The 24,186-nt window shown below is 63.2% G+C and carries 25 protein-coding genes; 23 read left to right on the top strand and 2 right to left on the bottom strand.

Annotation, left to right across the window (positions count from 1 at the left end):
- The first annotated feature begins 335 nt into the window (after window positions 1–335).
- The 4 genes from BV071_RS16635 to BV071_RS16620 all read left to right on the top strand — a co-directional run bounded on the left by BV071_RS16635 (window position 336) and on the right by BV071_RS16620 (window position 4,198).
- A complete protein-coding gene (locus BV071_RS16635) occupies window positions 336–1,820 on the top strand; it encodes a hypothetical protein (protein WP_035609467.1) in 1,485 nt (494 codons plus the stop codon).
- 221 nt (window positions 1,821–2,041) lie between these two features.
- Window positions 2,042–3,472 (top strand): family 10 glycosylhydrolase, encoded by a 1,431-nt coding sequence (locus tag BV071_RS16630; RefSeq protein WP_035609464.1) that lies wholly within the window; start codon window positions 2,042–2,044, stop codon window positions 3,470–3,472.
- Window positions 3,473–3,661: 189 nt separating this feature from the next.
- On the top strand, window positions 3,662–3,874 hold the full coding sequence (locus BV071_RS35470) for a hypothetical protein (protein WP_265594525.1): 213 nt from the start codon (window positions 3,662–3,664) through the stop codon (window positions 3,872–3,874).
- 87 nt (window positions 3,875–3,961) lie between these two features.
- Entirely contained in the window at window positions 3,962–4,198 is a 237-nt protein-coding gene (locus tag BV071_RS16620) for a CDGSH iron-sulfur domain-containing protein (protein ID WP_035609460.1), read from the top strand.
- Window positions 4,199–4,558: 360 nt separating this feature from the next.
- On the opposite strand, the gene glgP is transcribed toward BV071_RS16620, so the two are convergent.
- The gene (gene glgP / locus BV071_RS16610; RefSeq protein ID WP_035609454.1) at window positions 4,559–6,217 is read right to left on the bottom strand and encodes an alpha-glucan family phosphorylase; all 1,659 of its coding nucleotides are present in this window, start codon (window positions 6,215–6,217) and stop codon (window positions 4,559–4,561) included.
- A 230-nt stretch (window positions 6,218–6,447) separates the two neighbouring features.
- Here glgP and urtB point away from each other — a divergent pair, with 230 nt between their 5' ends.
- The 16 genes from urtB (at window position 6,448) to serS (ending at window position 20,837) form a co-directional block, all read left to right on the top strand.
- Window positions 6,448–8,199: an urea ABC transporter permease subunit UrtB gene (urtB, locus tag BV071_RS16605; RefSeq protein WP_035609452.1), complete on the top strand. Its 1,752-nt coding sequence runs from the start codon at window positions 6,448–6,450 to the stop codon at window positions 8,197–8,199.
- A gap of 7 nt (window positions 8,200–8,206) precedes the next feature.
- Entirely contained in the window at window positions 8,207–9,337 is a 1,131-nt protein-coding gene (urtC, locus tag BV071_RS16600) for an urea ABC transporter permease subunit UrtC (protein ID WP_035609450.1), read from the top strand.
- Entirely contained in the window at window positions 9,334–10,101 is a 768-nt protein-coding gene (gene urtD / locus BV071_RS16595) for an urea ABC transporter ATP-binding protein UrtD (protein ID WP_035609448.1), read from the top strand. The genes urtC and urtD overlap by 4 nt, the downstream gene beginning before the upstream one ends.
- The gene (gene urtE, locus BV071_RS16590; RefSeq protein WP_052573455.1) at window positions 10,098–10,823 is read left to right on the top strand and encodes an urea ABC transporter ATP-binding subunit UrtE; all 726 of its coding nucleotides are present in this window, start codon (window positions 10,098–10,100) and stop codon (window positions 10,821–10,823) included. The genes urtD and urtE overlap by 4 nt, the downstream gene beginning before the upstream one ends.
- Window positions 10,824–10,832: 9 nt before the next feature.
- Window positions 10,833–11,108, top strand: coding sequence for a hypothetical protein (locus BV071_RS16585; RefSeq protein ID WP_035609447.1), 276 nt, complete (start codon window positions 10,833–10,835; stop codon window positions 11,106–11,108).
- Window positions 11,109–11,118: 10 nt separating this feature from the next.
- Window positions 11,119–11,421, top strand: a complete 303-nt coding sequence (locus tag BV071_RS16580; protein ID WP_035609445.1) for an urease subunit gamma — start codon at window positions 11,119–11,121, stop codon at window positions 11,419–11,421.
- Window positions 11,418–11,732, top strand: coding sequence for an urease subunit beta (locus BV071_RS16575; protein ID WP_035609443.1), 315 nt, complete (start codon window positions 11,418–11,420; stop codon window positions 11,730–11,732). The genes BV071_RS16580 and BV071_RS16575 overlap by 4 nt, the downstream gene beginning before the upstream one ends.
- A gap of 179 nt (window positions 11,733–11,911) precedes the next feature.
- Window positions 11,912–13,633: an urease subunit alpha gene (gene ureC, locus BV071_RS16570; protein ID WP_035609440.1), complete on the top strand. Its 1,722-nt coding sequence runs from the start codon at window positions 11,912–11,914 to the stop codon at window positions 13,631–13,633.
- Between the two features lie 89 nt (window positions 13,634–13,722).
- A complete protein-coding gene (locus tag BV071_RS16565) occupies window positions 13,723–14,136 on the top strand; it encodes a hypothetical protein (RefSeq protein WP_035609437.1) in 414 nt (137 codons plus the stop codon).
- A gap of 15 nt (window positions 14,137–14,151) precedes the next feature.
- Window positions 14,152–14,583, top strand: a complete 432-nt coding sequence (locus tag BV071_RS33120; RefSeq protein ID WP_052573454.1) for a hypothetical protein — start codon at window positions 14,152–14,154, stop codon at window positions 14,581–14,583.
- Window positions 14,573–15,238 carry an urease accessory UreF family protein gene (locus BV071_RS16555; RefSeq protein WP_052573453.1) on the top strand — a complete coding sequence of 222 codons (666 nt, stop codon included), beginning with the start codon at window positions 14,573–14,575 and terminating at the stop codon, window positions 15,236–15,238. Before BV071_RS33120 ends, BV071_RS16555 begins: the two co-directional genes overlap by 11 nt.
- A complete protein-coding gene (ureG, locus tag BV071_RS16550; protein ID WP_035609969.1) occupies window positions 15,216–15,863 on the top strand; it encodes an urease accessory protein UreG in 648 nt (215 codons plus the stop codon). The genes BV071_RS16555 and ureG overlap by 23 nt, the downstream gene beginning before the upstream one ends.
- A gap of 46 nt (window positions 15,864–15,909) precedes the next feature.
- Window positions 15,910–16,146, top strand: coding sequence for a DNA/RNA-binding protein (locus BV071_RS16545; protein ID WP_035609434.1), 237 nt, complete (start codon window positions 15,910–15,912; stop codon window positions 16,144–16,146).
- A gap of 205 nt (window positions 16,147–16,351) precedes the next feature.
- Window positions 16,352–18,172: a hypothetical protein gene (locus BV071_RS16540; RefSeq protein ID WP_035609431.1), complete on the top strand. Its 1,821-nt coding sequence runs from the start codon at window positions 16,352–16,354 to the stop codon at window positions 18,170–18,172.
- A gap of 75 nt (window positions 18,173–18,247) precedes the next feature.
- Window positions 18,248–19,510, top strand: a complete 1,263-nt coding sequence (locus BV071_RS16535; protein ID WP_035609429.1) for a serine/threonine-protein kinase — start codon at window positions 18,248–18,250, stop codon at window positions 19,508–19,510.
- Between the two features lie 43 nt (window positions 19,511–19,553).
- A complete protein-coding gene (gene serS / locus BV071_RS16530; protein WP_035609426.1) occupies window positions 19,554–20,837 on the top strand; it encodes a serine--tRNA ligase in 1,284 nt (427 codons plus the stop codon).
- A 48-nt stretch (window positions 20,838–20,885) separates the two neighbouring features.
- Here serS and BV071_RS16525 read toward each other — a convergent pair whose 3' ends face one another.
- Window positions 20,886–21,161, bottom strand: a complete 276-nt coding sequence (locus BV071_RS16525) for a GlsB/YeaQ/YmgE family stress response membrane protein (RefSeq protein ID WP_035609424.1) — start codon at window positions 21,159–21,161, stop codon at window positions 20,886–20,888.
- Window positions 21,162–21,247: 86 nt separating this feature from the next.
- Between BV071_RS16525 and tilS the strand changes: the two genes are divergently transcribed.
- From tilS to BV071_RS16510, 3 genes are read left to right on the top strand one after another with little or no spacing between them, the layout of a single operon-like run.
- Entirely contained in the window at window positions 21,248–22,231 is a 984-nt protein-coding gene (tilS, locus tag BV071_RS33115; RefSeq protein ID WP_052573452.1) for a tRNA lysidine(34) synthetase TilS, read from the top strand.
- A gap of 56 nt (window positions 22,232–22,287) precedes the next feature.
- Window positions 22,288–23,178 carry an alpha/beta hydrolase gene (locus BV071_RS16515; protein WP_035609421.1) on the top strand — a complete coding sequence of 297 codons (891 nt, stop codon included), beginning with the start codon at window positions 22,288–22,290 and terminating at the stop codon, window positions 23,176–23,178.
- A 56-nt stretch (window positions 23,179–23,234) separates the two neighbouring features.
- Window positions 23,235–24,167 (top strand): 2-dehydropantoate 2-reductase, encoded by a 933-nt coding sequence (locus BV071_RS16510; protein ID WP_035609418.1) that lies wholly within the window; start codon window positions 23,235–23,237, stop codon window positions 24,165–24,167.
- Window positions 24,168–24,186 lie beyond the last annotated feature (19 nt).

Raw genomic sequence — 24,186 nt, 5'->3', positions numbered from 1 at the left:
AGCTGGGACCTTCTCGGAGTGGACTCTCTTTGTCCCAACGGAACTACCTAACAAAGCCCGGGGGGGTGCGAGGAACGAGCTACCCCGGGTAACGGCCAAGAGAATCCATCTACGCCAAAGGCGTTGCGTATGATTGGTCCACGCTGAACGGCGCGCCCGACCACGGCCACAAGCTCCTTCCACTGGGATGATTTCCGCGCTTGTTCCACGGCCTAAGCTCCTGCTTTGGCAACCCGGACCCTGTTTCACACCCTCCGTCGGGACATTCGAAATGCAGGGAGCGCCTCGCAAAAGCGCGGCTTGAACGGAAAACGCGGCAAAGCCACCATGCGATCATGAAGCTCCGGCTCCTCGCGCTTGTGCTGCTCATCTTCCCGCTGCTGCTGAAGGCCGCGGAGATCACAGCCGCCTGGAGCGTGCCCTTGGACTACGTGGCTCCAAGCCACGAGTCGTGGGGGAATACTCCCAAGCTGAAGAAGCCGCCGGGCCAGTCCGCCTTTTTCCAGCCGGGGGACGAGCTGTGGGATCTCTCACGGGGTTTCATGGGTGCGAGGCTGCCGGACGATGGTGAAGGCATTCTCGATAAACGGCCTGAACGCTTTGAGCCCGGAGACCTCCGCGGCTTCCGCAAGTGGCCGGGCAAGTGGCTGGTATGGAATGCCCGCTCCGGGATGCTGGTCGCCCGCGGCTCGGAGACGGACATCCTGATGGCGGGGGAGCTGATGAACTTCGCCAATCTGCCGGTCACCCTGCGCGCACGCTTTGAGCTTTCCACCGGTTCTGCGGAGAAGCTGCGGACGGTGGCACTCGCAGCTCAGAGCGGGGAGCAGGCCACTGCGGAGGGCGAGGGATTGGAGATGGAAGCAAGACTGCTCGATCCCGGGCATCACGGCTATGGCGATGCGGCCCTCAAGGGGGCTTGGGAAGTGAATGGAGAGCGATGGGCCGTGGAGACGAGCTTCACCGTGCACTACGGTGAGCGGACCCGGATCGCCGCACATGGCACAGGCGAGGAACGCTGGGAGCTATTTGCGACCATCACACGCGAGTTCTTCCACGGCGTCCCGGTCTCCGAGTCGCGCGGGCGGGAGACGGAGAAGGGGATCGAGCGCTGGCCGCTTGAAGCTGGAAGGGAGGGGTTCGAAGCCTCCAAGGCGGGCGATTCGCCGAACCTGCGAATCTACCATGTGGCTCCGGATTTTTTCGCGGGACCCAGTGCAGGGATTGAAAAAGCGGGCGGGGCTGCCGCGCCGGACCCCTTCGGCCCCGAAGAAGCACCCGCTACTCCACAGGTTGGAGCTCCGTCCTTGCCCGGTGGATGGGATGGATGGCTGCAGGGCGAGTTCATTGATCTCCGCGCGGTGATGAAGGGCAAAGGCATGAGCCTCGACCGTGAGGGCGACTTTGCGGTTATGAACCCGCGCACGCACAGCGTCCTCCTCTTCGGGGCCTCCTTGGATCATGATCTTTTCGAACTGCTTGTTGATGGGATTGGTTGTTACATCCGCAACGATGTATGGCTCTCCAGCAATCCCGAATCCGGCGGCTGGGGCCTGACCGCGAGATCCGGGGAAAGCGCCGCCCTTTACGGCACGCGCGATGGCGAGGAGATGAGCTTCAAGATCGAGCCGATCCTGGATGATCCCTCCTTCGTCCAGCTCGGCTACAAATTCGACAATCGGGCAGAGGCCCGGGGCGGAGTGCGGGTCGAGGCCTCGTCCAAGTTCCTGCTAGGGAGCCCGCAAACAATCGGCAGCCGCCAAGTCTCCGGCCGCGACGAGGAGAAGGTAGTGATCACCGCAGCCTATCTCTACCCTTAGCGCCTCATAAGAAATCCAAGAATCAAGGAGTGGAAGGCACCACGAATGAGAACCCAATCCACACGAATCCGGGCAAGAGAGCCCCGGAACTGAATCTTCATTCGTGTCGATTGGGTTTTGATTCGTGGTGCCTCCCGTCTTTTACCACCGGGTCGGGTTGTTAGTGGTCGGCGGGCCATAGCGGCTTGCAAGGCCCGGACAATCAAGGCATCTAAAGCGCCATGCTTGCCCGGATCGCCGCCCTCGCCTGTCTGCTATCCTCGCTCTGCGTTGCTGACGCCCAATCCTACCGCCCCTCCGGGGAGAAGCCGCCGATGCCGGCGCGGGAGTTCCGCGCGGCTTGGGCGGCGGTGGTGCACAATATCGATTGGCCGAGTAAAAGTGGCATGTCGGCGGGATCCCAGCAGGCGGAGATGGATGCGATCCTAGACCGGATGGCCTCGCTGAACATGAATGCGCTGCTCCTGCAGGTGCGTCCGCATTGCGATGCTGTCTACCAGTCTTCCCGCGAGCCTTGGAGCCCGTGGCTGACCGGGACCATGGGCAAGTCGCCGGGCTATGACCCGCTGGAATACTGCGTCCGCCAGGCCCATGCCCGCGGGATCGAGGTCCACGCGTGGTTCAATCCCTTCCGAGCGCTTTCGAATGCCAGCCAAGGCACTTGCTCCAACCACGTCTGCCAAGCCTCGCCGAACATCACGAAGCGCTACGGCAATCTGGTCTGGTGCGACCCGGCGGAGACCGAGACCCGCGCCCGGGCCTTCGGCGCGATCCTGGATGTAGTCCAGCGCTACGACATCGATGGCGTGCACCTCGACGACTACTTTTACCCCTACCCGGAAGGCGGGCGGGTCTTCCCGGACGGCCGCAGCCCGGCGATCCGGCGCAAGATCGTGGATGACTTCGTGCAGAAGCTCTATTCGGACGTGAAGGCGCGGAAGCCTTGGGTGCGGGTCGGCATCTCGCCCTTCGGCATCTGGCGGCCCGGCGTGCCGGAAGGCATCGAGGCGGGGATCGACGCCTACGAGCAGATTGGCTGCGACGCCCGCAAGTGGCTGGCGAACGGCTGGGTGGACTACCTCGCGCCGCAGCTCTATTGGCGCGACCAGCCGCGGAAGCAGAGCTTCTCCGCGCTGCTCGGCTGGTGGCGCCAGCAGGGCAGTCGCCCGGTCTGGCCGGGGATCGCGACCACCCGGATCAACAGCTCGGAAGACCCCGGCCGCCCGGCCAGCGAGATTACCAAGCAGGTCGACCTGTCCCGGAGCATCGGCAAGAACTGGGCCGGGCACATCCACTGGAGCGTGAAGGGCCTGACCCAGAACCGCGGCGGCATCTCCACGATGCTGGCCAAGGGAGCTTATTCACAAGCGGCGCTGGTGCCGCCAATGCCGTGGATGAGCCAGCAGGCACCGGGCCGGCCGAGCGCCAGTGCGGCCGGCAATGGCAGCTCGGTGAAGGTGGACATCCAGAGTGGTGACCGCTCGACCTCCCGCTATGCGATCCAAGCCCGCTACGGCAGCCAGTGGAAGATGGCCAAGGTCGTCTCCGCCGGAACGAAGAGCGTGGACCTCAGCTCGGCTCCGGATGCGGTGGCGGTGAGCGCGGTCGACCGCTTCGGCAACATCAGCGCGCCGGTGGTTTTGACGCGCTGATAGGACTTTCGTCGGAGTCCCGAAATTCGCCCTTGTTTCCCGGCGGCGGAACTGGTGGAACGCGCCCCGCAAGCGGCACTCCCCAACGCAGGCAAGACGTTGAATATACTTTACTTTTGCTAGGTATCTCGGGCATATAGCGCCCGTCCCGCAACTTCCGCCGGCCATGAGCCGCACCCTTGCTCTCTGATGAAAGTCCGATTTTTTGTCACCGGTTCCGCCAGCCTGCTGGCAGTCTGGTTGGTTGCCACATTCCTGAGCGAAGTTCCGGTCGATACCTACATCCAGTCGGGTCCCGGATCGGTGCCAGTTTCAGCGAAGGCCGCGAAGCCTGCCGCCCAAGAGAAGCCGATGGCGTCAGTGGGCTTGGAAGAGAAAGCTCCGGTGGCGAACTTGGAGTGATTGATTTGATGGAGGAGCGGCGTGGGCCGCTTCTTTCGTCTTTGGCTCTCGCGGATTGGCGCGGAGCGGGCATGTTCTTGCTTAGCCATGCCTGAGGAGCCCGTCATTGGCGATAGCGAGCCGCAGCTGCTTGAGGTCGAGGCGGGCGTTCATTTCTGGTGCGCCTGCGGGCATTCGGGCCACCTGCCCTTCTGCGATGGCAGCCACAAGGGGACCGGGATCCAGCCGGTGAGGTTTGTGACCGCGGTGCCGGTGACCGTCGCTTGGTGTCCTTGCAAGCACGGCGAAGTGCCGTCAGTATGCGAGGAGACGAAGGGCCCATGACGAAAGGGAATTTCCACGCGGGCGGGGAGAGCGACTACCGCAGGGAAGCCGGCTCGCGAGCTGATGGATCAAGGCAGCGGCTGGAGAGGCGCTTCTTCGGGCTGGTCGCGGTGCTCTGCCGGAAGAGAGGAATGTGGGGAGATGTGAAGATCAAGCGAGCGTGGAGGCGGGTGAGCCGACGGCACGCCAAGGTGTGCTCCGCCGCGGATACGGCGGGGTGCTTGTGGTTGAAGGCGTGACGAGCTTCTGAAAGAAACTTGTCCGAGAAATGACGCCTTGTGAAGAGCGTCATTTCACCGTGCATGGATGCGGCACGCCAGAACTGCTTCGTCCGCGCACGGCGTGTGCGGACTACCTTCCTCATGCGTAAATCTTCTCGTAGTACTCCGTGACCATCCGGTCGGAGTCGAAGAAGGGCACCACCTCGTTCATCGAGTTCAGCACCAGTTTCCACCAGGCTTCCGGCTCATCGTAGTAGAGCGTCAGGGCCTTCTCCATGGCCTCGTAGAAGCCGAGCAGGTCGTGGCGGTCGCGGGCATCGGACGGCAGGCTGAGGTCGGCTGGCGGGATGATGTAGCTGTTGTGCTCGTCCTTCGAGAATTCGCAGACCCAGCCGTCATAGGTGGAGAGATTCACCGCAGCGTTCATCGCGGCAGTCATGCCGGATGTGCCGGAAGCCTCGCGGGTGACGATCGGGTTGTTGAGCCAGATGTCCGCGCCGTATTTCAGCTGGCGCGAGAGCTCCAGTTCGTAGCCCACCAGCACCGCCACATTCGGGAAGTCCTTGGTGGTCTGGACCAGGTGGTTGAAGGTTTCGATCGCGCCGAAGTCGAAGGGGAAGGGCTTGCCTGCCCAGATGATCTGTACCGGGCGCTCGTTGTTGTTCACCAGCGCGCGGAACATCCGGATGTCGCGGGTGATCAGGTCCGGGCGCTTGTAGCCGGCGAAGCGGCGGGCCCAGACGATGGTCAGCGCGTCGGGGTTGAAGAGCTTGCCGGTCTGGTTCGCCACGGTCTGGAAGAGGCGGGACTTCAGCTCGCGCTTGCGGCTGGCCAGTGAGGCGGTGTCGCCGTCGATCCGGGCGTGTTCGAGGCCGCGGTCCTTCCAGAACTTGGCGTTCTGCGCGTTCGTCACATGGGTGATCGGGCAGATGCCGGGATAGGTCTCCCACATCTTGCGCGAGACATCGCCGTGGAGCTTTGAGACCGCGTTGGACAGGTGGCTGAGTCGCAGTGCCGCCAGCGAGTGATTGAAGACGTCGTCGGCAATGCCGGTCACCTGCCGCACCTCGGCCATCGGCACCGAGCCGAAGAAGGAGAAGTCATGCAACAGCTTGAAATCATGCTTTTCGTTGCCGGCTTCTTCCGGTGTGTGGGTGGTGAAGACGAAGCGCTTCTTCACCTCCTCAAGGCTACGATGCTTCTCGTAGACGCGGAAGGCGGCAGAGAGGCCATGGGCCTCGTTCAGGTGCCAGACTTCCGGGTCCACTCCCAGCTCTTCCAGCAGGCGGGCGCCGCCGGCACCCAGCACGATGTATTGCGCAATGCGGCGCAGCGGGTCGTTGTCGTAGAGACGATGGGTGATCGCACGCGACAGGCCGTCATTTTCGTCGATGTCGGTGGACAGGAAGAACATCGGCACCGTGCCGAAGACGTCGCCCGGCAGGAACATCGCCTTCACCCACACCGGGTGACCATGGACGGGGACTTGGAACTTGATGCCGGTGTCCTGCAGGAAGGCGTACTGCTTCTTGCGGAACTGCACCGCCATCTCGCGTTCCTCGCCACGGGCCTGGTCATAATAGCCGTAGGTCCAGAGCATCCCGATCCCGCAGAGGTTCTGCTTCATTGCCGCGGCCGAGCGCATGTGCGAGCCGGCGAGGAAGCCGAGGCCGCCGGAGTAGATCTTGAAGATCTGGTCGATCGCGAACTCGCAGGAAAAATAAACCGCGCTTTTCGAGAACCTGGGGTCGATCTCGTAGGAATGGGCGAAGGGTTTCGGCAGGAAAGATCCGGGCATGGCAGAGGTCGCGGGTTCGGCGGATGAAGGGGTGGATGTCTTTGACTGCGGGGCGCTTCAGGGAGCGCAAAAGCCCGGAAGGGGTGCATCAATTTTCACCCTTTGTCGAGCTTCCCGCCGCAGATGCTAGTTCCGTACCAGCTTACCCATAATCCGGAATCCGTCATGCAGCCTAAGGTGACGAATCCAAGGATCCACGTGGCACGCCGGGTGCTCTGCGTAAATTCACCATGAGGCTCGCGTCGCCAGACAAGTGGATTCGTTGGAGCCGCAAGGTCCTCTATCTATGGGCTGTCCTGCCGCTTCTCCTGCCGGTCTTGCGAGCCCAGACGAGTGCGGCGCGCCCGGCCCGGGAGATCATCGCGGAGGCAATTGTCACCGAGGATACGGACAAGCAGAAGGAGCTCGTCGCCAGTCTCGCCGGGGCGGATCCGGACGAAGTCACGTACTGGTTCGCGAAGTGGAAGGAAGGCGAGATCTACACCCATCAGGACGATGCGGGCACAAGCACCGCCGTCACCCTGGAGGGCGGGCCCGATGCCGAGGAGAAGTATGCGCTAGCCACCGTAGCCGCGGGCAAGCCGCTGAGCGCGGCAGACGGCGTTGCAATTCGCGCGACCAAGGATGATCTCTATCTGGCGGACACGGACTCCGGGCTACGCAAGGTGATGAAGGGCGTGACCGACCGTCTCGCGCTCTCATCAGCCGATGTGGCGAAGCGCCTGCGGGCAGTGGAGGATACCGGCTTCGAACAAGATCCCGCGAAGCTCCCCCTGCTGGAAGATCTCCTGAAGTCCGAGCAAAACGGCAAGGTGAAGGCGGCGCTCACGCAAGCCATCGCGATCACCAAGCTGCGCTCTGAAGATCTCGCCGTGCGCAAGGCGGCGGTCGAGGAACTCGGCAAGATGGGCTCGATCGCCTCGCAGGACACGATCAAGACGGTGAAGTCTGAGGCGGAGGCAGCGGGACAGACGGAGCTTGCGGACTCCTGCAACCGGGCCCTGAGCGAGATCGCGGCGCACATTTCGCGGGTGAATACGGCGGGCACCCTCTTCCGCGGGATCTCGCTCGGCAGCATTCTACTGGTGGTCGCCATGGGACTGGCCATCACCTTCGGCCTGATGGGCGTGATCAACATGGCCCATGGCGAGTTGATCGCGGTGGGGGCCTACACCACTTACTTGGTCCAGAATCTCTTCAGCACCGGCATCCACATGTCGCCCTTCGGTCTGAAGATCGACATCCCCGGTATGAACCTCTCCGGCACCGGGTGGGATTGCTATTTCCTGGTGGCGATTCCCGCGAGCTTCCTGGCTGCAGCGGGAGTGGGACTTCTCTTGGAGCGCGGGATCATCCGCTTCCTCTACAAGCGTCCGCTTGAGTCGCTGCTGGCGACCTGGGGTGTCTCGATGGTGATGCAGCAGTTGTTCCGCATGATCTTCGGCGCGAACAACGTGCAAGTCGGAAGTCCCTCCTTCCTCTCCGGCAACTGGACGGTCAACGACGTGATCTTCGGCTGGAATCGTGTCTTCGTCATCGCCTTCGCGGGCTTGATCATCTTCCTCACTTGGGCGGTGCTGACCAAAACACCGCTGGGCCTGCTGATCCGCGCGGTGATGCAGAACCGCAGCATGGCCGCCTGCATGGGCGTGCGCACTCAAAGGGTGAACATGATGACCTTCGCCTTTGGCAGCGGCCTCGCGGGCCTCGCCGGCGCCTTCCTCTCCCAGCTCGGCAACGTAGGTCCGAACCTGGGCCAGAACTACATCGTGGACTCCTTCATGACCGTCGTGGTCGGCGGCGTGGGCAATATCATGGGCACCGTGATCAGCGCGATCGGCATCGGTATGTCGGACCAATCGCTGCAACAGACCCTCGGCGATCCAGTGACCGGCAAGATCCTCGTGCTCGGTGCCATCATCCTCTTCTTGCAGTGGAAGCCTTCCGGCCTCTTTGCCACCCGTTCCCGAAGCCTCGATTGAGACGCCGATGAATACTCCGCTCGCCGGGAAGACCCCCACCATCCTGCTCGCCGCCCTCGCCCTGTTCCTAGTGGTGGTGATGCCAGCGCTCAACGCCTCCGGTGCCATCTCGGACTTCACTCTGAACACTTGGGGCAAGTACCTGTGTTACGCCATCCTCGCCATCGCGGTGGACTTCCTGTGGGGCTACACCGGACTGCTCTGCCTCGGCCAGGCGCTGTTCTTCAGCTTGGGCGGCTACATGCTGGGCATGCACCTGATGCTGATGATCGGCAAGCTCGGCCAGTACAAGAGCGATCTGCCGGACTTCATGGTCTTTCTCGGCTACAAGGATCTGCCGGGCTTTTGGAAGCCCTTTTACTCCTTCCCCTTCGCCAGTGCGATGGTGCTGCTGGTGCCGGGCTTGCTGGCGGGAATCTTCGGCTACCTCGCCTTCCGTTCGCGGATCAAGGGCGTCTACTTCTCGATCCTCACCCAGGCGCTGACCTACGGCGCGGCGCTGATGTTCTTCCGCAATGAGTTCAAGATGGGCGGGAACAACGGCTTCACGGATTTCCGTTTCATCCTGGGCGCAGACATCCGGGCGGAGGACACCAAGCGCATGCTCTACATCGCTTCCGCGGTGGCTCTGGTGCTGATCTTCATGGGCTGCCGTTGGCTGACCAAGAGCCGCTTCGGCCTGATCCAGCGCGCGATCCGCGATAGCGAGAACCGCGTGCTCTTCTCGGGCTACTCGGCCGCGAACTTCAAGCTCTTCATCTTTGTGATCTCCGGGGTGATCGCCGCGATCGGCGGGGCCCTCTACGTGCCGCAGGTTGGCATCATCAATCCGAGCGAGATGTGGATGGACAAGTCGCTCGAAGCGGTGGTGTGGGTGGCAGTGGGTGGCCGCGGCACACTCTATGGTCCGATCCTCGGCGCGATCGTGGTGAACTATCTCAAGAGCTGGGCGACCACGGAATTCCCGGACTATTGGCTGATCATCATGGGTGCCAGCTTCGTGGTGGTGGTGCTCTTCATGCCCAAGGGGCTGGTGGGTTTGCCGGGACAGATCCGTGAGCTCATGGCGGGCCGTCAGCGCCGCCGCATCGCCGCTGCTGAAGACGAACTTCTCACCTCCGCCGCGAAGACCAAATGAGCATGCAGCCCTATCTCCTGGCCGCGGAGGGACTGAACAAGTCCTTCTCGGGATTCCAGGCCATCCGCGACCTCAACTTCGCCCTGCAGAAGGGCGAGCTGCGCACGGTCATCGGGCCGAATGGCGCGGGCAAGACCACCTTCCTCGATCTGATCACGGGCCGCACTAAGCCGGACAGCGGCACACTCCATTTCGAGCAGACCCACGATCTGCTCAAGATGAACGAGTATCAGATCTACCGTCTCGGCATCGGCCGAAAGTTCCAGACGCCTACGGTCTACACCGACCACTCGGTGAAGGAGAATCTCCTGCTCTCCCTGGCGGGCTCACGCGGGATCTGGCACTCGCTCTTCGGCAAGGTTACCAAGGAGCAAGAGGATCGCATGGAGGAGATCCTGCATACCATCAAGCTCACCGAGCGCGCTTATTCGAAGGCCGGCTCCCTGGCGCACGGCCAGAAGCAGTGGCTGGAGATCGGCATGCTACTCGCGCAGGATGCGAAGCTGCTTTTGGTCGATGAGCCCGCGGCAGGGATGACGGATGAGGAAACGCACCGCACCGGCGAGCTGCTGCTGTCATTGGCTGGCAAGCATACGATCGTGGTGATTGAGCACGACATGACTTTCGTGCGCCAGATTTCCCAAGGTCGCATCGTCACCGTGCTCCACCAGGGCAAAGTCCTCTGCGAGGGCGCGGTGGACAAGGTGCAGAACGATGAGCGCGTGATCGAAGTCTATCTGGGTCGCAAGAAGAAAGCTGCATGAGTGCCGTCGCCATTGAAGCCACCACGCTCGAAGTCCGCGGGATCAAAGTCGCGATCGGAGGCAGCCAAATCCTGCGGGGAGTGGATCTCGATATCCGCCCGAAGACCGTCTTTTGCCTGATGGGCCGCAACGGCGTCGGCAAGACGACCACGCTCAAGGCGATCACCGGCCTGATGGATACCAATGCCGGTCATGTGAAGCTCCTTGGTGAAGAGATCTCCCGCTTCAGCCCGGAGAAGCGGGCACTCAAGGGGATCGGCTTCGTCCCGCAAGGCCGCGAGATCTTCCCTCAGCTCACGGTGGAGGAGAATCTCCATGTCGGCACCATTGCGCGCGGCCGCAAGCCGAAGAAGGAAGAGCTCGACCGAGTCTTCACGCTTTTCCCCATCATCAAGGAATTCCTGCCGCGCAAGGGCGGCATGCTCTCGGGCGGCCAGCAGCAGCAGCTTGCGATCGGCCGCGCGCTGCTCACCCGGCCGAAGCTTCTCATTCTGGACGAGCCCACCGAGGGTATCCAACCGAACATCATCGATCAGATCGGGGATGCCATCAAGATGCTGCGCGACGAGGGCGCGATGGCGATTCTACTGGTCGAGCAGTACTTGGATTTCTGCAAGGAGCTGGGCGATGACTTTGCCATCCTTGAACGTGGCCGCGTGGCCGCCGACGGGCCGATGAGCGGCCTCTCCGACGAACTCATCAAGGAGTTTCTCACTGTCTGACCTTTGATCATGATCCGCCAAGCCCACCAGCGTCTGCTGCTGTTTCTCTTGCTGCTTCTTCCTTCGATTGCCGCCGCCCATCCCGGCCACTATCACCCGGACGAGGATGATGAATTTGCCAAGCTGCGCTCCGACTACTTCCACCTGCACGGCTATCTGGAGATCGGTCTCGTGGCGGTGGCCCTCGCGGCCATGGCGGTCTTCCGCTATCACTCGAACCTGCGCGTGAAGATCGGTGCCGTCGTCGCCTTCGGCGCTTCCCTGGCCATGATCGCAGCCCTCTGATTTCCGCGCCATGCATCTTTCCCCGCGCGAACAGGAGAAGCTGCTCGTCGTCGTTGCCGCGGACCTTGCCCGCCGCCGCCGCGACCGTGGCCTCAAGCTCAATCATCCGGAGACCGTCGCGCTCATCACTGCGGAGATCTTTGAAGGCGCCCGCGATGGCAAGTCGGTCGCGGAACTCATGAGCTACGGCACCACCCTCGTCACCCGCGACCAGGTCATGGAAGGCGTCGCCGAGATGATCCACGACATCCAGGTGGAAGCGACTTTCCCGGATGGCACCAAACTCGTCACCGTTCACCACCCCGTGAGATGATCCCCGGCGAAATCATTACCCCGGCCGGCGCGCCCGACATCGAGATCAATGTCGGCTTGGCCAAGCTCAGTCTCGCGGTTTCTAACAAGGGTGACCGCCCGGTGCAGGTGGGAAGCCACTTCCACTTTGCCGAGGTGAACAGCGAACTCGACTTCGACCGCAGCGCCGCGCGTGGCTTCCGGCTTGATATCCCCGCGGGTACCGCGGTGCGCTTCGAGCCGGGTGATACGCGCCAGGTGCCCTTGGTGGTCTTTGCCGGAAAGCGGGAAATCTACGGGCTGAACAACAAGGTGGATGGGAAGCTGGACTAGAAATTGAACCGCGAAAAACGCGAAATGACGCTAAATCTAAAGGCAGTAAGGCGGGAGGTCGAAGTGATCCTGGTGCAGTTCCGAAAGTTCGCGGCTAACCTCCATCTCAGGCCGCCGTACCTCCCTTGGCTACCCGCCCCGGTTCCCGTTCGCATCCGAGGCTCCCGTTCCCGCAGCCGATGAACCAAACCCGCGCCAACTACGCCGGCACCTTCGGCCCCACGGTAGGTGATCAGGTGCGCCTTGCCGATACCGAACTCTTCATCGAGGTCGAGCGCGACCTGATCGAGGAGAATGGCGGCTATGGCAATGAAGTGAAGTTCGGCGGCGGCAAGGTGATCCGCGACGGCATGGCCCAGTCACCTCTGGCTTGCGATACCGATTGCCTCGATCTCGTCATTACCAATGCCCTGATTCTTGATGCCGCCCAAGGTGTGATCAAGGCCGACATCGGCATCAAACAGGGTCGCATCGTCGGCATCGGTCATGCGGGAAATCCGCTGCTCCAAGATGGCATCACCATGGTCATCGGCGCGGGTACCGAGGTGATCGCCGGGGAAGGCTGCATCATCACCGCCGGCGGCATCGATACCCACATCCATTTCATCTGCCCGCAGCAGATCGAGCATGCCATCGCCAGCGGCACGACTACCTTGCTCGGCGGCGGCACGGGCCCGGCGCATGGCACCTACGCCACCACCTGCACGCCGGGGAAGTGGAACATTCGCCGCATGCTCGAAGCCGCGGAAGCCTTTCCGGTCAATCTCGGCTTCCTCGGCAAGGGCAACTGCTCTTCTCCCGAACCCCTGCGCGAGCAAGTCCTCGCCGGAGCCATCGGCCTGAAGCTGCATGAGGACTGGGGCACCACTCCCGCCGCGATCGATACCTGCCTCGCGGTCGCCGATGAACTCGATGTGCAGGTCGCCATTCACACCGACACCCTGAATGAGGCGGGCTTCGTCGAGAGCACCCTCGCCGCCTTCAAGGGCCGCACCATCCATACTTACCACTCGGAAGGCGCCGGCGGCGGCCATGCTCCGGACATCATCCGAGTCTGCGGCGAGGCGAATGTCCTGCCTTCCTCCACCAATCCGACACGACCCTTCACGGTGAACACGATCGATGAGCATCTCGACATGCTCATGGTCTGCCACCACCTCGACTCCCGCATCCCGGAAGACGTCGCCTTCGCCGAGAGCCGCATCCGTCCGGAGACCATCGCGGCGGAAGATCTCCTGCACGACCTCGGTGCCATCTCAATGATGTCCTCCGACTCGCAGGCCATGGGTCGCATCGGCGAGGTCATCACCCGCACCTGGCAGACGGCGCACAAGATGAAGGTCCAGTTCGGCAAGCTGGAGGATGAGACCCATCCTGCCGCCGATAACTTCCGCGCGCTTCGTTACGTCGCCAAATACACGATCTGTCCGGCGCTTACCCACGGCATCGCCCACGAGGTCGGCAGCATTGAGGTGGGCAAGCTCGCCGATCTGGTGATCTGGAAGCCCGCCTTCTTCGGCGTCAAACCTGAGACCGTGCTCAAGGGCGGCCTGATCGCGTGGGCCAACATGGGCGATCCGAATGCCTCGATCCCCACCCCGCAGCCGATGATGTATCGCCCGCAGTTCGGCGCCTTCGGCAAGGCGATCCACTCGACCTCCGTCACCTTCGTGAGCAGTGCATCGCTCGACTCAGGGGCTCTCGACGACCTCGGTCTTCAGAAGCGCCTCGTTGCGGTGAAGGGCTGCCGCTCCGTCACCAAGCGTGATCTGCCATTCAACGCTGCTCTGCCCAAGATCACCGTTGATCCGGAGACCTACACCGTCACTGCCGACGGCAAGGAGCTCCGCTGCGAGCCGCTTGCCGTGCTGCCGATGGCGCAGAGGTATTTCTTGTTCTAGCAACGCCGGACGCCGTGCGGTCCTTATTCTTCACTCCTAATTCATCCTGCGCCCTCCGCGGATTCGCGGATCTTCCCGATCTTGGGAAGGTGCATCTTGGGCAAGACGGAGATTGGCGCGGCTTCATCCGGCCGGTGCAGATTCCAAAGAGCTACACCTGCCTGCGGTGGCGGGTCGTGTCCTACCTCGTCCCATGGCTAGGGACGCTCGCGGCGCTTTTCTTCCTGCTTCCTCCATCGCCGGACGAACCGCAAGCGATGGAGCTTCTGTTGACCGCACCACTCCTCGTTGCCTTGGGTCTCGCCCACTTGGTTTCGGTTGGGGAGTTCCCGGGGCAGCTCAGCTTTTGGATGGTGGTGCTGGGCTTGGCCATCCATGGCGGATTCACCTTCTTTTGTGCACGTCTCGCACCTTTGGTGGGCCTATTCCTTCTCCAGGTGGTCTGTCTTGGGATTGGCGTTGCGGGTGCCTTCCACCTTTCCAACCTCCCCACCGGCGGCTAGCGCCCACTGGATCCCATGCATCTCATCCAGCACATGCTCGCCCTGTCTTCCGCCCTCTCCGTGGAAGACCAGATCACCCTTAGCGCCGAGCGCCGGCAGTTCCTCAAGCGCCGCTGGCGTGGCATCGCCGAAGACGGCACCGAGTTTGGCTTCGACCTTGAAACCCGCCTCACCGATGGCTGCGTGATCTTCCAACAAAACGGCAAGGATTACATCGTCCGCCAGCTTCACGAAGCGGTGTACGAAGTCATCTACGACTCTCCCGCGCACGCCGCTCTCGTCGCTTGGAAAGTCGGCAACCTCCACCTCCCCGCCCAGATCCTCGAAGACCGCATCCTCGTCCTCCATGATGAAGCGATGACCAATCTCCTCGAACGCGAGGGCTGGCCCTTCAGCGAACCCGTCGTCCTCTTCCAGCCTCTCAAAGCCATGGCCCATGCCGTCTGACCCTTGGCTCTGGCTGATGCAGGCCAATGACTCCCAATACCCTTCGGGAGCCTACGCCCACTCCTACGGCTTGGAGGAGCTGGTTGAAGCTGGCGTCGTGAAAAACGCCGATGACTTGGAGCGCTTCCTCGCCACCCAGATCCTCCCCGCGCTCCTCACCTTCGACCTCCCTTACTTCGTCCAAGCCCATGCCGCGGCCAACCAAGCTAACACCGCCCGCCTGTTAGAATTGGACACCGAATTGGACGCCTGGCGCCTCCCCGCCGAGACCCGCGATGCCTCGCGTCGCATCGGCTCCCGCCGCCTGGAGCTGCTCCGCCAGCTCGCGCCATCGCCTTTGGTGGAAGCCCACGCCGCCGCCTGTCCCTTCAGTCACCACCTCGTCGTCACCGCCATCGAACTGGCTTCAATCCCGATCACCCAAGCGGCCCGCGCCTTTGCCTTCCAGACCATCAGCGGCTTCGCCACCGCATCCATGAAGCTCATGCGCCTTGGCCAGACTGCCTGCCAGTCGATCGTCCGCCGCACCCTCGACCGTCTTGGCACGGAGATCGATGCCGCGCTCTCCCGCCCGCCCGACGGCTGGTTCAATCCTTTGTTAGAAATCGCTTCACTCCGCCATGCCCGCGCCGATGCCCGACTCTTCATTTCCTAATTCCACAGCCTCTCCGCCTAACAAGCGTCCCTTCCGCCTCGGCGTCGGCGGCCCCGTCGGCTCCGGGAAGACCATGTGCGTGCTGCGCCTCTCACAGTGGCTCAAGGACGAGATCTCCCTCGCCGTCATCACCAACGACATCTACACCCGCGAGGACGCCGAGTTCCTCCTGCGCGAGGGCGTGCTACCTGCCGACCGCGTCCGCGGGGTCGAGACCGGCGGCTGCCCGCACACCGCGATCCGCGATGACATCAGCATGAACATGGCCGCGGTGGTCGACCTCGAGCGCGCCCATCCCGATCTCAAGTTGATCCTGATCGAGAGCGGCGGCGACAATCTCTCCGCCACCTTCTCGCCCGAACTGGTCGATGCCTACATCTATGTCATCGACGTGGCGGAAGGGGACAAGATCCCGCGCAAGGGCGGTCCGGCAATCCGCACCAGCGATCTCCTGCTCATCAACAAAACCGAGCTCGCCCCCTACGTCGGCGCCGACTTGGAAGTCATGGCTCGCGATTCGGCCAAAATGCGCGGCAGCCGCCCCTTTCTCTTCGCCGATCTCAAGTCGGAAAAGGGCAAGGAAGACCTCTTGCACTGGCTCAAGCACGAGTACCTATTCCTCTAGTACTAGGGCGGCCGTTTTACTTGACAATTAAGGTTTGCTTTACAAAATGGCGCCCATCCAAGGAAAGGAGGGCATGGTGGATAGCGACCTTTTGCACACGGAAAAGATCTTGGCGGACCGGAAAACGTTCTTCCTCGATCTCAAAGAGAACTCTCGCGGCATGGTGGTGAAGATCACTGAAGACGTCAGCGGCAATCGGGATACGATCATGGTCCCGGCCGAGATCCTCGGCGACTTCATTGCCGCTCTAACCGATATCAAGGCAACCGCCGACAGCCGCTAACAGGGCGAGGCCCTGAAAGCCTGACGGGAGGGACCCCGTAACCGTATCTAGCAGGACCTGCGCGGGCTCCCAGGGGGGCGGAAAACACGCATAATCGCGTAGGTTGGCCATATAGAGTTGATAGAGCCCGGTCCCGCGGGCATAGTGGCATGTGCTGGGACTCCACCCCCGGCCGAAATACCTGGCACCCAACAGTATTTCCGTTTTGAAAGAACAGAGCCTTCATGCGAACGCCGTCCCCCCCGGCGCGACAAGGAGAGAAGCACGTGGACGCCATTGGCGCTCCCTTCTCTTCATCGGGGCTTTCTCCCTCGGTTCAGCGGCACTCGCGCTGGCTGCCGAGACGGAGGTCTCGTGGCAGCCCGTCACGGACTACTCGATTTCCTTCCCCGGTGACCGGCCGAATTCCGCGCCGCCGATCAACCCCTTCGAGAATTTCACCCATCTCGGCACCGACTTCGGTTGGATGGGCCCTGGCCAGGCACGGATCGATGCCCACTCCGGCAGCATCCGCACCAAGGCGGAGGGCGAGTGGACCGGCACCTGGCACTCGCTGGCGGGCCTCGCTCTGGAAGAGGGCCGCATGTTCGATCCCGACGATGTTCTCGGTTTCGGCGGGCCGGAGGCGGACCGCGCCCGGGTGATAGCGGTGACCGTGGATGTTCGCGGCAGTGGCCAACTCCGCGTTGAACTCGCGGACTCCGCCAAGGTCGTCCGCTGGGCCAAGCCGATTACCCTGGTGCCGGGCGAAAGGAGCCGCCACCGCTTCGAGATCAAGCCCGGCGAGCTGGGCCTGCTCAAGTACGTCAACTGGGTCGCCGAGCCCGGCTGCGCCGCCGAGGTCTCCTCGGTCGGCTTCGAGGTCGAGCGCCGTAAGATGAGCCCCGAGGAGTGGTTGTTCCGTATCTCGCTCGGCAAGCTGCGGCGCTGCCACGATCCTGCCAGCGGCTTGACCCGCGACCGCGCACACACCCCGGCGGGGGTCTTCGATTCGATTTCTTCCTCAGGCCTTCACGCCTTGGCCACTGCGGCGGCAGCGCAAGAGGGTATTCTCGACCGTGAAGCGGCGGCCGCGGAAATCCGACGCACCGCGCAGGCGATGCTCGGCATGCAAAAGGCGGCAGGCTTTCTTCCGCACTTCGCCCGCCGCGGACCGGACGGCCGTGCCGAGGTCCACCCTGGTACGGAGTACAGCACCATCGATACCTCGATCGCCTTCCACGCCCTGCGGCTCGCCTCCGATATCCTGGATCTGCAGGATGTCTCCGGTGCGGTTGCTCAGGCGGTGGCGGATCTCAATTTCGACCAAGTGACCGACTCCGAGGGCTGGATCGGCCACGGCTTTACCCAAGACGGCACCACCCCGCTGGCCGGCAAGTGGCGCGACTGGGGTGGCGAAACGGCCTTGGTGCTGACCTTGGAGGCGATGGTTCCCGGCCGCGAACCCCGCGGACACATGCAGACCGGCGGCCGCGTCTTCCGCGGTGCCGCCTTCATCGCGGAGATCCAGAGCCTCTTCTATCCCGACTTCGATAGCACCGTGCCGGACCTGATGACCGGCACCGTTTGGCCTGCGGCGCGGCGCGATCTCTACGAGCGGCAGGCCCGGTATGTGGTGGACCAGTGGCCGGATTCCGCCGCCGCCCGCCTCGGCCTCTTCGGGCTTTCCGGGGGCGAGGCCGGCATGCCCGGTGCGGGCTACACTGCCAGCGGCGCGGATCTCCCCGGCTTTCGCTGGCTGCATCCCCACGCCATGGTCATGGAACTGGCCATGACCGGCCGGGCCGATCTGGCCACCGGCATCAAAAATCTCGACCGGGGGGGACTCCTTTTCCCCTACGGCCTCCCTGAGAACATGGAGGTCGGGCTGGTTCTCCACAATCCCATGCAAGGTTCCCTAAATGCCGGCTTCGAGGCGATCTCCGCCTATCATGGCTGGAAGCGGGGAGATAATGACGTGATCGACGAAGCAAGCCGCCACGATCCGATGCTGCGCACTGGAATCCGCAGATTCTGGGCCGATTGAGCCACCTAACGGCTCCGGTTTTTTATTCATTGCCGCATCGCAAACCCCGGCTTCAAATTAGCGGTAGATCACTGCATGGAGGAACGCTACGAGATCCGCGGGAAGCTTGGCCAAGGAGGCCTCGGCGCGGTTTATCGTGCCTATGATCGCGCCCTGAAGCGCGAGGTGGCGGTCAAACGCATCATTTCCGGGGACGACGAGGAGCACCGCGAAGAGGCCACCAATCAGATGGAGAAGGAGACCCGTGCCCTCGCCGCGCTCCAACATCCGAATATCGTCACCATTTACGATGTTGGCTCAGACGAAGATGGGCCCTTCGTGGTCATGGAGCTGCTGACCGGGCAGACCCTCGATGAAATCGTCGAGAAGGCCCCTCTGACCTGGCCGGACTTCCGCGAACTGGTCCTGCAGATCCAGGAGGCGCTGATCGCCGCCCAGGACCTGACCCTGATCCACCGCGACCTGAAGCCCTCGAACATCATGGTCAACTGGCTGCCCTCGGGCCGCTTCCAGGCCAAGGTGCTCGATTTCGGTCTCGCCAAGTTCAGCCCCAAGGCCTCGCTCCAGACTGTCGATCACCACGATTCGATCTTCGGCTCGATCTACTTCATGGCCCCGGAGCAGTTCGAGCGTGGCGAGGTGGACTCGCGCTTGGACATGTATTCCATCGGCTGCGTCTACTACTTCACTCTGACCGGCCGCTCGCCCTTCGAGGGCGACACGGCCTTGCAGGTGATGGCGTCGCACTTGGAACACCGGGTGATTCCTCTCAATCAAGTCCGCCCGGACCTGCCGAGGTGGGCCTGCGACTGGGTGATGTGGCACATCAACCGTTACCCCGTTGAGCGTCCGGAGAACGCCCGCGAGACGCTCAAGAGCTTTATCCAACTGGATGTCCCGCCCTCGCAGACGATCACCCAACCGATCGGCCCGCGTCCGGCCCGCCCCCGGGCTCCGGGGTCCCCGGCCCCGCCTCGTCCGGCCCCCGTGCCGACGCCGATTCCCTTGGCCCAGCCGGTGAAGACCCACACCACGCCCCAGCCGCTGGCTGCGCGGGACGGAGCGCCGCCAAGCCTTCACCACACCCAGCCGGTCGAGGTTGCCGTGGAGACCGGCCCGCCGCCGCCCGATCTCCCGCCACCACCCAGCAACGTCAACGTCAATGTCCCGCAGGCCACCCGGCCGCAGCCAGGCCGTGTCTTCGCGCCCCAGACGAACTTCCAGGTTCCGGTCCGGAAAAAGAAGGCAAGCGAGGCAAAACGCAATTTCCTGGCGGTCCTCGGCGGTCTTCTACTGTTGATCGTGCTCTACTTCGTGGTCGTGCACTTATCGAAGTGAGGCGTGGACGTTCGCGCGGGGATGCTCTAAGCCTCGCCGCGCCATGCTCGACATCCGCGAGATCCGCGAAAATCCCGCCGACATCCGTGCCCGTCTGAAGGCACGCGGCGGTGCCCACTGGAATTTGATCGATGACGTTCTCGCCTGCGACGAAACCCGTCGTAAGGCCGAGACCGAGAAGCAAGCGCTCCAGTCCGAGCGCAAGCAGACCTCCAAGCAGATCGGGATCCTGAAGAGCAAGGGCGAGGACACCTCCGCCATCGAGGCGGAAGTCCGCGGTATCAACGACAAGATCACCGCCCTCGATGCCGAGGCGGATGCCGCCACCCAGCGTCAGCACGAGTTGCTGATGAATATCCCGAACCTGCCGCACCCGGACTGCCCACCGGGCGAGAACGAGAGCGCCAATCCGGTGGTCCGCGTCTGGGGCGAGAAGCCCGAGATCGCCGAGCCGAAGGACCACCTCGTGCTCGCGGAGGCCCACGGCCTGATTTCGCTGGAAGATGCCACCCGCATCGCCGGTTCCGGCTTCGCCGTTTTCCGCGGCAAGGGTGCCCGCCTCGAGCGCGCCCTGATCGCCTTCCTTCTGGATCTCCAGAGCGGGGTGAACGGCTACGAGGAAGTGAACGTCCCGCACGTGGTGAAGCGCGAGTGCATGGAAGGCACCGGCCAGCTGCCGAAGTTCGAGGACGACATGTACGGCACCGACGCCGGCGAAGATGGCCGCAACCAGCTCTTCCTCGCTCCTACCGCCGAGGTCCCCGTCACGAACCTTTATCGCGATACTCTACTCACGGAGAGTGACTTGCCGAAGAAGCTGGTGGCCTACACACCCTGCTTCCGCCGCGAGGCTGGCAGCGCTGGCCGCGACAATCGCGGGATCATCCGTATGCACCAGTTCGACAAGGTGGAGCTGGTCCAACTGGTCCACCCGGACCACGGCCTGCGCACGCTGGAAGAGCTGACCGCCCACGCCCAGTCGGCGCTGGAGAAGCTCGGCCTGCACTACCGCACCATCGAGCTCTGCACCGGCGATCTCGGCGCGAACTCCGCCAAGACCTACGACATCGAGGTCTGGGCACCGGGGCAGGGGAAGTATCTCGAAGTTTCCAGCTGCTCGTGGTTCGGCGACTACCAGGCCCGCCGCATGAAGCTGCGCTTCAAGGACGTGGAAGGGAAAAACCGCTTCTGCCACACCCTGAACGGCTCCGGCACCGCCCTACCGCGCCTTTACGTCGCGCTGCTGGAGCAATGCCAGCAACCGGACGGCTCGATCCGGATTCCGGAAGCGCTGGTGCCGTACTTCGGCTTCCACGAGATCCGTTGAGGCCTGTCTTCGGCGTAGTCCGCTCAGATCCTTGGGCGGACTACCTCGTCAGGCCCGGATAAACTTCCACACGCTGAGCACCATCAGCGAGCCGACCGTCGCGGTCACGACCGACTGGAAGGAGGGCAAGCGGATCCCCGCCGAGGTCGGTTGCGGCAGGAAACCGACGTGACGACCGATCCAGCCGCCGACGACCGCGCCGATGATTCCGATGAAAATGGTGATGAGCCAGCTGCCCTTGCCTTCACCGGGCATCAGGAAGCGGGCAAGCAAGCCGGCGACTAGCCCGAGCAGAACCCAGCCGATCAGTTCGTTTGGTTCCATGAGATGAAACATTAATGTTTCCCAATCGAAATGGCGAGGGCGGTATTTCCATTTGGCCTCTACACATTTTTTCCTAGATTCGCGGAATGCCACTCCCTGTCCCGTGGTTCCATGACGCTCCGAAGCGCCGCCGCTACTTGGCGGGGGTCTCCGGCGGGGCCGATTCCGTTGCACTGCTGCATCTCCTTCACCGTCATGGCTTCCGTGACGTCGTCGTCTGCCATCTCGACCACGGTCTTCGCGGGCAGGCCTCCTGTGAGGACGCCCGCTTCGTGCAGAAACTGGCCGGGGATCTTGGCTACCCCTGTGAGTCGGGGAAGGCCGAGGTGAAGTCCCTGGCCGAGGACAAGGGCCACTCGATCGAGACTTCGGCCCGGGAGGCCCGGCACGCCTTTTTCGCGATCTGCTCGCGCAAGTATCGCTGCCCGCGCCTTCTACTGGCCCATCATTTCGACGACCAGGCGGAGACCGTCCTGTGGAATCTCCTGCGCGGTAGCCGCGGGGTCTCTGGCATGAAAGAGGTGCAACTGCTGCCAATGGGTGGCCGCCCGATGGAGTGCATCCGCCCCCTTCTTTCACGTCGCCGCCCCGAGCTGCGCGCCTGGCTGGAATCGCGGAGCCTGATTTGGCGGGAAGACGCGACCAATGCCGAGCCCTTCGCGATCCGCAACCGCATCCGCCACGAGGTCCTGCCGCTGCTGGCAGACATCACCCGGCGCGATCCCGCGGAGTCCTTGGTCCGCTCGGCGGAAGCCGGGGCTGAGCGCCACGCGATCGAGGCATGGGCGGTGAAGCAGGCCGCCGCGGTGGACCCGCAGTGCCGCCTGCACCTGCCCAAGCTCAAGAGTCTGCCGCCGGCCCTGCAATCGGCCTGCATCTACGATTTCCTTCGTACTTCCGCCGTGCCCGATCTTTCGCGGGAGGCGGTGCTGCGCTGCATGGAGCTTCTCGATCCCGAGGCGGCTCCCGCGGTGAACCTGCCGGCAGGTCACATCCTCCGCCGTCGCGCGGGGCGACTTGTCCTAACAAAAGCCGTGCAGGCCTCTCCGCGCAGCGGCACTCCCGTTTAGAAATTAGTGCTTAGTCATTAGTAATTCTCTTCTCTTCTAATCAGTATCCCCGCCCGATGAAGCCCATCCTCTGCCTCCTCGCCCTCGCAATGACAGCAGCCGCCGACTGGCAACCCCTCTGGCCGGGTGAGGCACCCGGTGCCAAGCGTCCCCCCGCAGGCACCGAAAGCGTCGCTGAAGGTTGGCGCTTCACCGACATCGAGGTGCCGCAGTACTTCGCCTACCCTGCGCCGAAGGACAAGAACACCGGCAAGGCCGTGGTGATCTTTCCCGGCGGCGGATACGGGATCCTGGCGATGAACCACGAGGGCCACGACTACGCCAAGTGGCTCAACGAGCGCGGCATCACCGGTGTGGTGGTGAAGTATCGCGTCAGCGGCAAGCCGGAGCTCGGCTATCAATTTCCCGTTCCCTTCCTCGATGCCCGCCGTGCGATCCGCACCGTCCGTGCCCACGCCGCCGAGTGGGGCGTCGATCCCGCCAAGGTCGGAGTCATGGGCTCATCCGCCGGTGGCCATCTGGCCAGCCTCTGCACCACTCGTTACGCCGATACCTTCCCCGAGGAAGGCAAGGACGAGATCGACAAGCAAAACTGCCGCCCCGATTTTTCGATACTGATCTATCCGGTGATCTCCATGGGCGAGCTCGCGCATGGTGGCTCGAAGACAAATCTCCTGGGCAAGTCGCCGGCACCGGAGTTGGTCGAGAGGTGCTCCGGCGAGAAGCAGGTGACCAAGGATACCCCACCGGTTTTCCTGCTCACCACCTTCGACGACTTCGTGGATTGCCGGAATAGCCTCAACTTCGCCGCCGCCTGCAAGGCGAACCAAGTGCCGGTAAGCCTGCACCTGTTTGAGAAGGGCGGCCACGGCTACGGCATGAACGTGCAGGACAAAGGCGACCTCTCCGCTTGGCCTAGCCTGCTGGATTCGTGGCTGAAGCGCTGAGAAAGACTTCCGCCTATTCGCTTCCCCGCAGCCCTTTGCTTTCCTAAATCTCCCTCGTGAGCGCGAGCTGGAGCTTCGGATCAGTGGCTGTCGTCGGTGCAGGTGCGGTGGGACTCTACTACGGTGCGCGCCTTGCCGCGGCCGGTGGCGATGTCCGCTTCCTCCTGCGCTCCGACTACGATGCGGTGAAGGCCGATGGCATCCGCATCGAAAGCGTCGCCGGTGATCTCCATCTCAAGGAGGTCCAAGCCTTCCGCAGCCCGGAAGAGATCGGCCCCGTCGATTTGGTGATCATCGCCTGGAAGGCGACCTCGAACCACCTGTTAGGCGAGATCCTGCCGCCGCTCCTCCACGCGGGGACGCAAGTCCTCACCCTGCAAAACGGCCTCGGCAACTGCGAGCGCATTGCGGAGATCACCGGCCCCGGGCGAGTCCTCGGCGCGCTTTGCTTCGTCTGCCTGAATCGCTTGGATCACGGCCTCGTGAGCCATACCGCGGGCGGTCGCCTCAGCATCGGCGAGTTCGTGAATGACGACGAATGCCAGCGCGCAACCGAGATCGCCAGGCGCTTCTCGGCAGCCGGCGTTCCCGCCGAGGCCTCGGCGAGTCTGCCCGAAGCCCAGTGGAAGAAGCTGGTCTGGAACATCCCCTTCAACGGCCTCGCCATCGCCGAGGGTGGAGTCACCACCGACGTCTTGCTCCAACAGCCCGCCGTGGAAGCTGAGATCCGGGCACTGATGGCAGAGGTCATCGCCGCCGCCAGCGCCCAAGGCCTGGCGCTCGAGGACTCCCTGATCGACTTCAACGTCGAGCGCACCCGGCCGATGGGCCCTTACCGCCCCTCCAGTATGATCGACTATGTCGAGGGCCGGGAGGTCGAGTACGAGAACATCTGGGCCGAGCCGCTGCGCCGGGCGGAGCAGGCCGGAGTGGCAGTTCCGCATTTGTCAGGTTTGGCGGAGAGAATCCGCGAGCGGCTGGACCTCTAACGGCATAACTCCCGTTCTT

The organism is Haloferula sp. BvORR071, from assembly GCF_000739615.1.
GTDB lineage: Bacteria > Verrucomicrobiota > Verrucomicrobiia > Verrucomicrobiales > Akkermansiaceae > Haloferula.
Note: the sequence above shows the minus strand (reverse complement) of the source record. Positions and strands in the feature narration are given on the sequence as shown.

Excerpts from the sequence above, each read along its gene's own strand:
- BV071_RS16630 (WP_035609464.1), top strand. The coding sequence starts at position 2,042 with ATGCTTGCCCGGATCGCCGCCCTCGCCTGTCTGCTATCCTCGCTCTGC.
- BV071_RS16580 (WP_035609445.1), top strand. The coding sequence starts at position 11,119 with ATGCATCTTTCCCCGCGCGAACAGGAGAAGCTGCTCGTCGTCGTTGCC.
- urtD (WP_035609448.1), top strand. The coding sequence starts at position 9,334 with ATGAGCATGCAGCCCTATCTCCTGGCCGCGGAGGGACTGAACAAGTCC.
- BV071_RS16525 (WP_035609424.1), bottom strand. The coding sequence starts at position 21,161 with ATGGAACCAAACGAACTGATCGGCTGGGTTCTGCTCGGGCTAGTCGCC.
- BV071_RS35470 (WP_265594525.1), top strand. The coding sequence starts at position 3,662 with ATGAAAGTCCGATTTTTTGTCACCGGTTCCGCCAGCCTGCTGGCAGTC.
- urtC (WP_035609450.1), top strand. The coding sequence starts at position 8,207 with ATGAATACTCCGCTCGCCGGGAAGACCCCCACCATCCTGCTCGCCGCC.
- tilS (WP_052573452.1), top strand. The coding sequence starts at position 21,248 with ATGCCACTCCCTGTCCCGTGGTTCCATGACGCTCCGAAGCGCCGCCGC.
- BV071_RS16585 (WP_035609447.1), top strand. The coding sequence starts at position 10,833 with ATGATCCGCCAAGCCCACCAGCGTCTGCTGCTGTTTCTCTTGCTGCTT.
- urtB (WP_035609452.1), top strand. The coding sequence starts at position 6,448 with ATGAGGCTCGCGTCGCCAGACAAGTGGATTCGTTGGAGCCGCAAGGTC.
- ureC (WP_035609440.1), top strand. The coding sequence starts at position 11,912 with ATGAACCAAACCCGCGCCAACTACGCCGGCACCTTCGGCCCCACGGTA.
- BV071_RS16545 (WP_035609434.1), top strand. The coding sequence starts at position 15,910 with ATGGCGCCCATCCAAGGAAAGGAGGGCATGGTGGATAGCGACCTTTTG.
- BV071_RS16555 (WP_052573453.1), top strand. The coding sequence starts at position 14,573 with ATGCCGTCTGACCCTTGGCTCTGGCTGATGCAGGCCAATGACTCCCAA.
- BV071_RS16620 (WP_035609460.1), top strand. The coding sequence starts at position 3,962 with ATGCCTGAGGAGCCCGTCATTGGCGATAGCGAGCCGCAGCTGCTTGAG.
- glgP (WP_035609454.1), bottom strand. The coding sequence starts at position 6,217 with ATGCCCGGATCTTTCCTGCCGAAACCCTTCGCCCATTCCTACGAGATC.
- ureG (WP_035609969.1), top strand. The coding sequence starts at position 15,216 with ATGCCCGACTCTTCATTTCCTAATTCCACAGCCTCTCCGCCTAACAAG.
- BV071_RS16535 (WP_035609429.1), top strand. The coding sequence starts at position 18,248 with ATGGAGGAACGCTACGAGATCCGCGGGAAGCTTGGCCAAGGAGGCCTC.
- serS (WP_035609426.1), top strand. The coding sequence starts at position 19,554 with ATGCTCGACATCCGCGAGATCCGCGAAAATCCCGCCGACATCCGTGCC.
- BV071_RS16635 (WP_035609467.1), top strand. The coding sequence starts at position 336 with ATGAAGCTCCGGCTCCTCGCGCTTGTGCTGCTCATCTTCCCGCTGCTG.
- BV071_RS16515 (WP_035609421.1), top strand. The coding sequence starts at position 22,288 with ATGAAGCCCATCCTCTGCCTCCTCGCCCTCGCAATGACAGCAGCCGCC.
- BV071_RS33120 (WP_052573454.1), top strand. The coding sequence starts at position 14,152 with ATGCATCTCATCCAGCACATGCTCGCCCTGTCTTCCGCCCTCTCCGTG.
- urtE (WP_052573455.1), top strand. The coding sequence starts at position 10,098 with ATGAGTGCCGTCGCCATTGAAGCCACCACGCTCGAAGTCCGCGGGATC.
- BV071_RS16575 (WP_035609443.1), top strand. The coding sequence starts at position 11,418 with ATGATCCCCGGCGAAATCATTACCCCGGCCGGCGCGCCCGACATCGAG.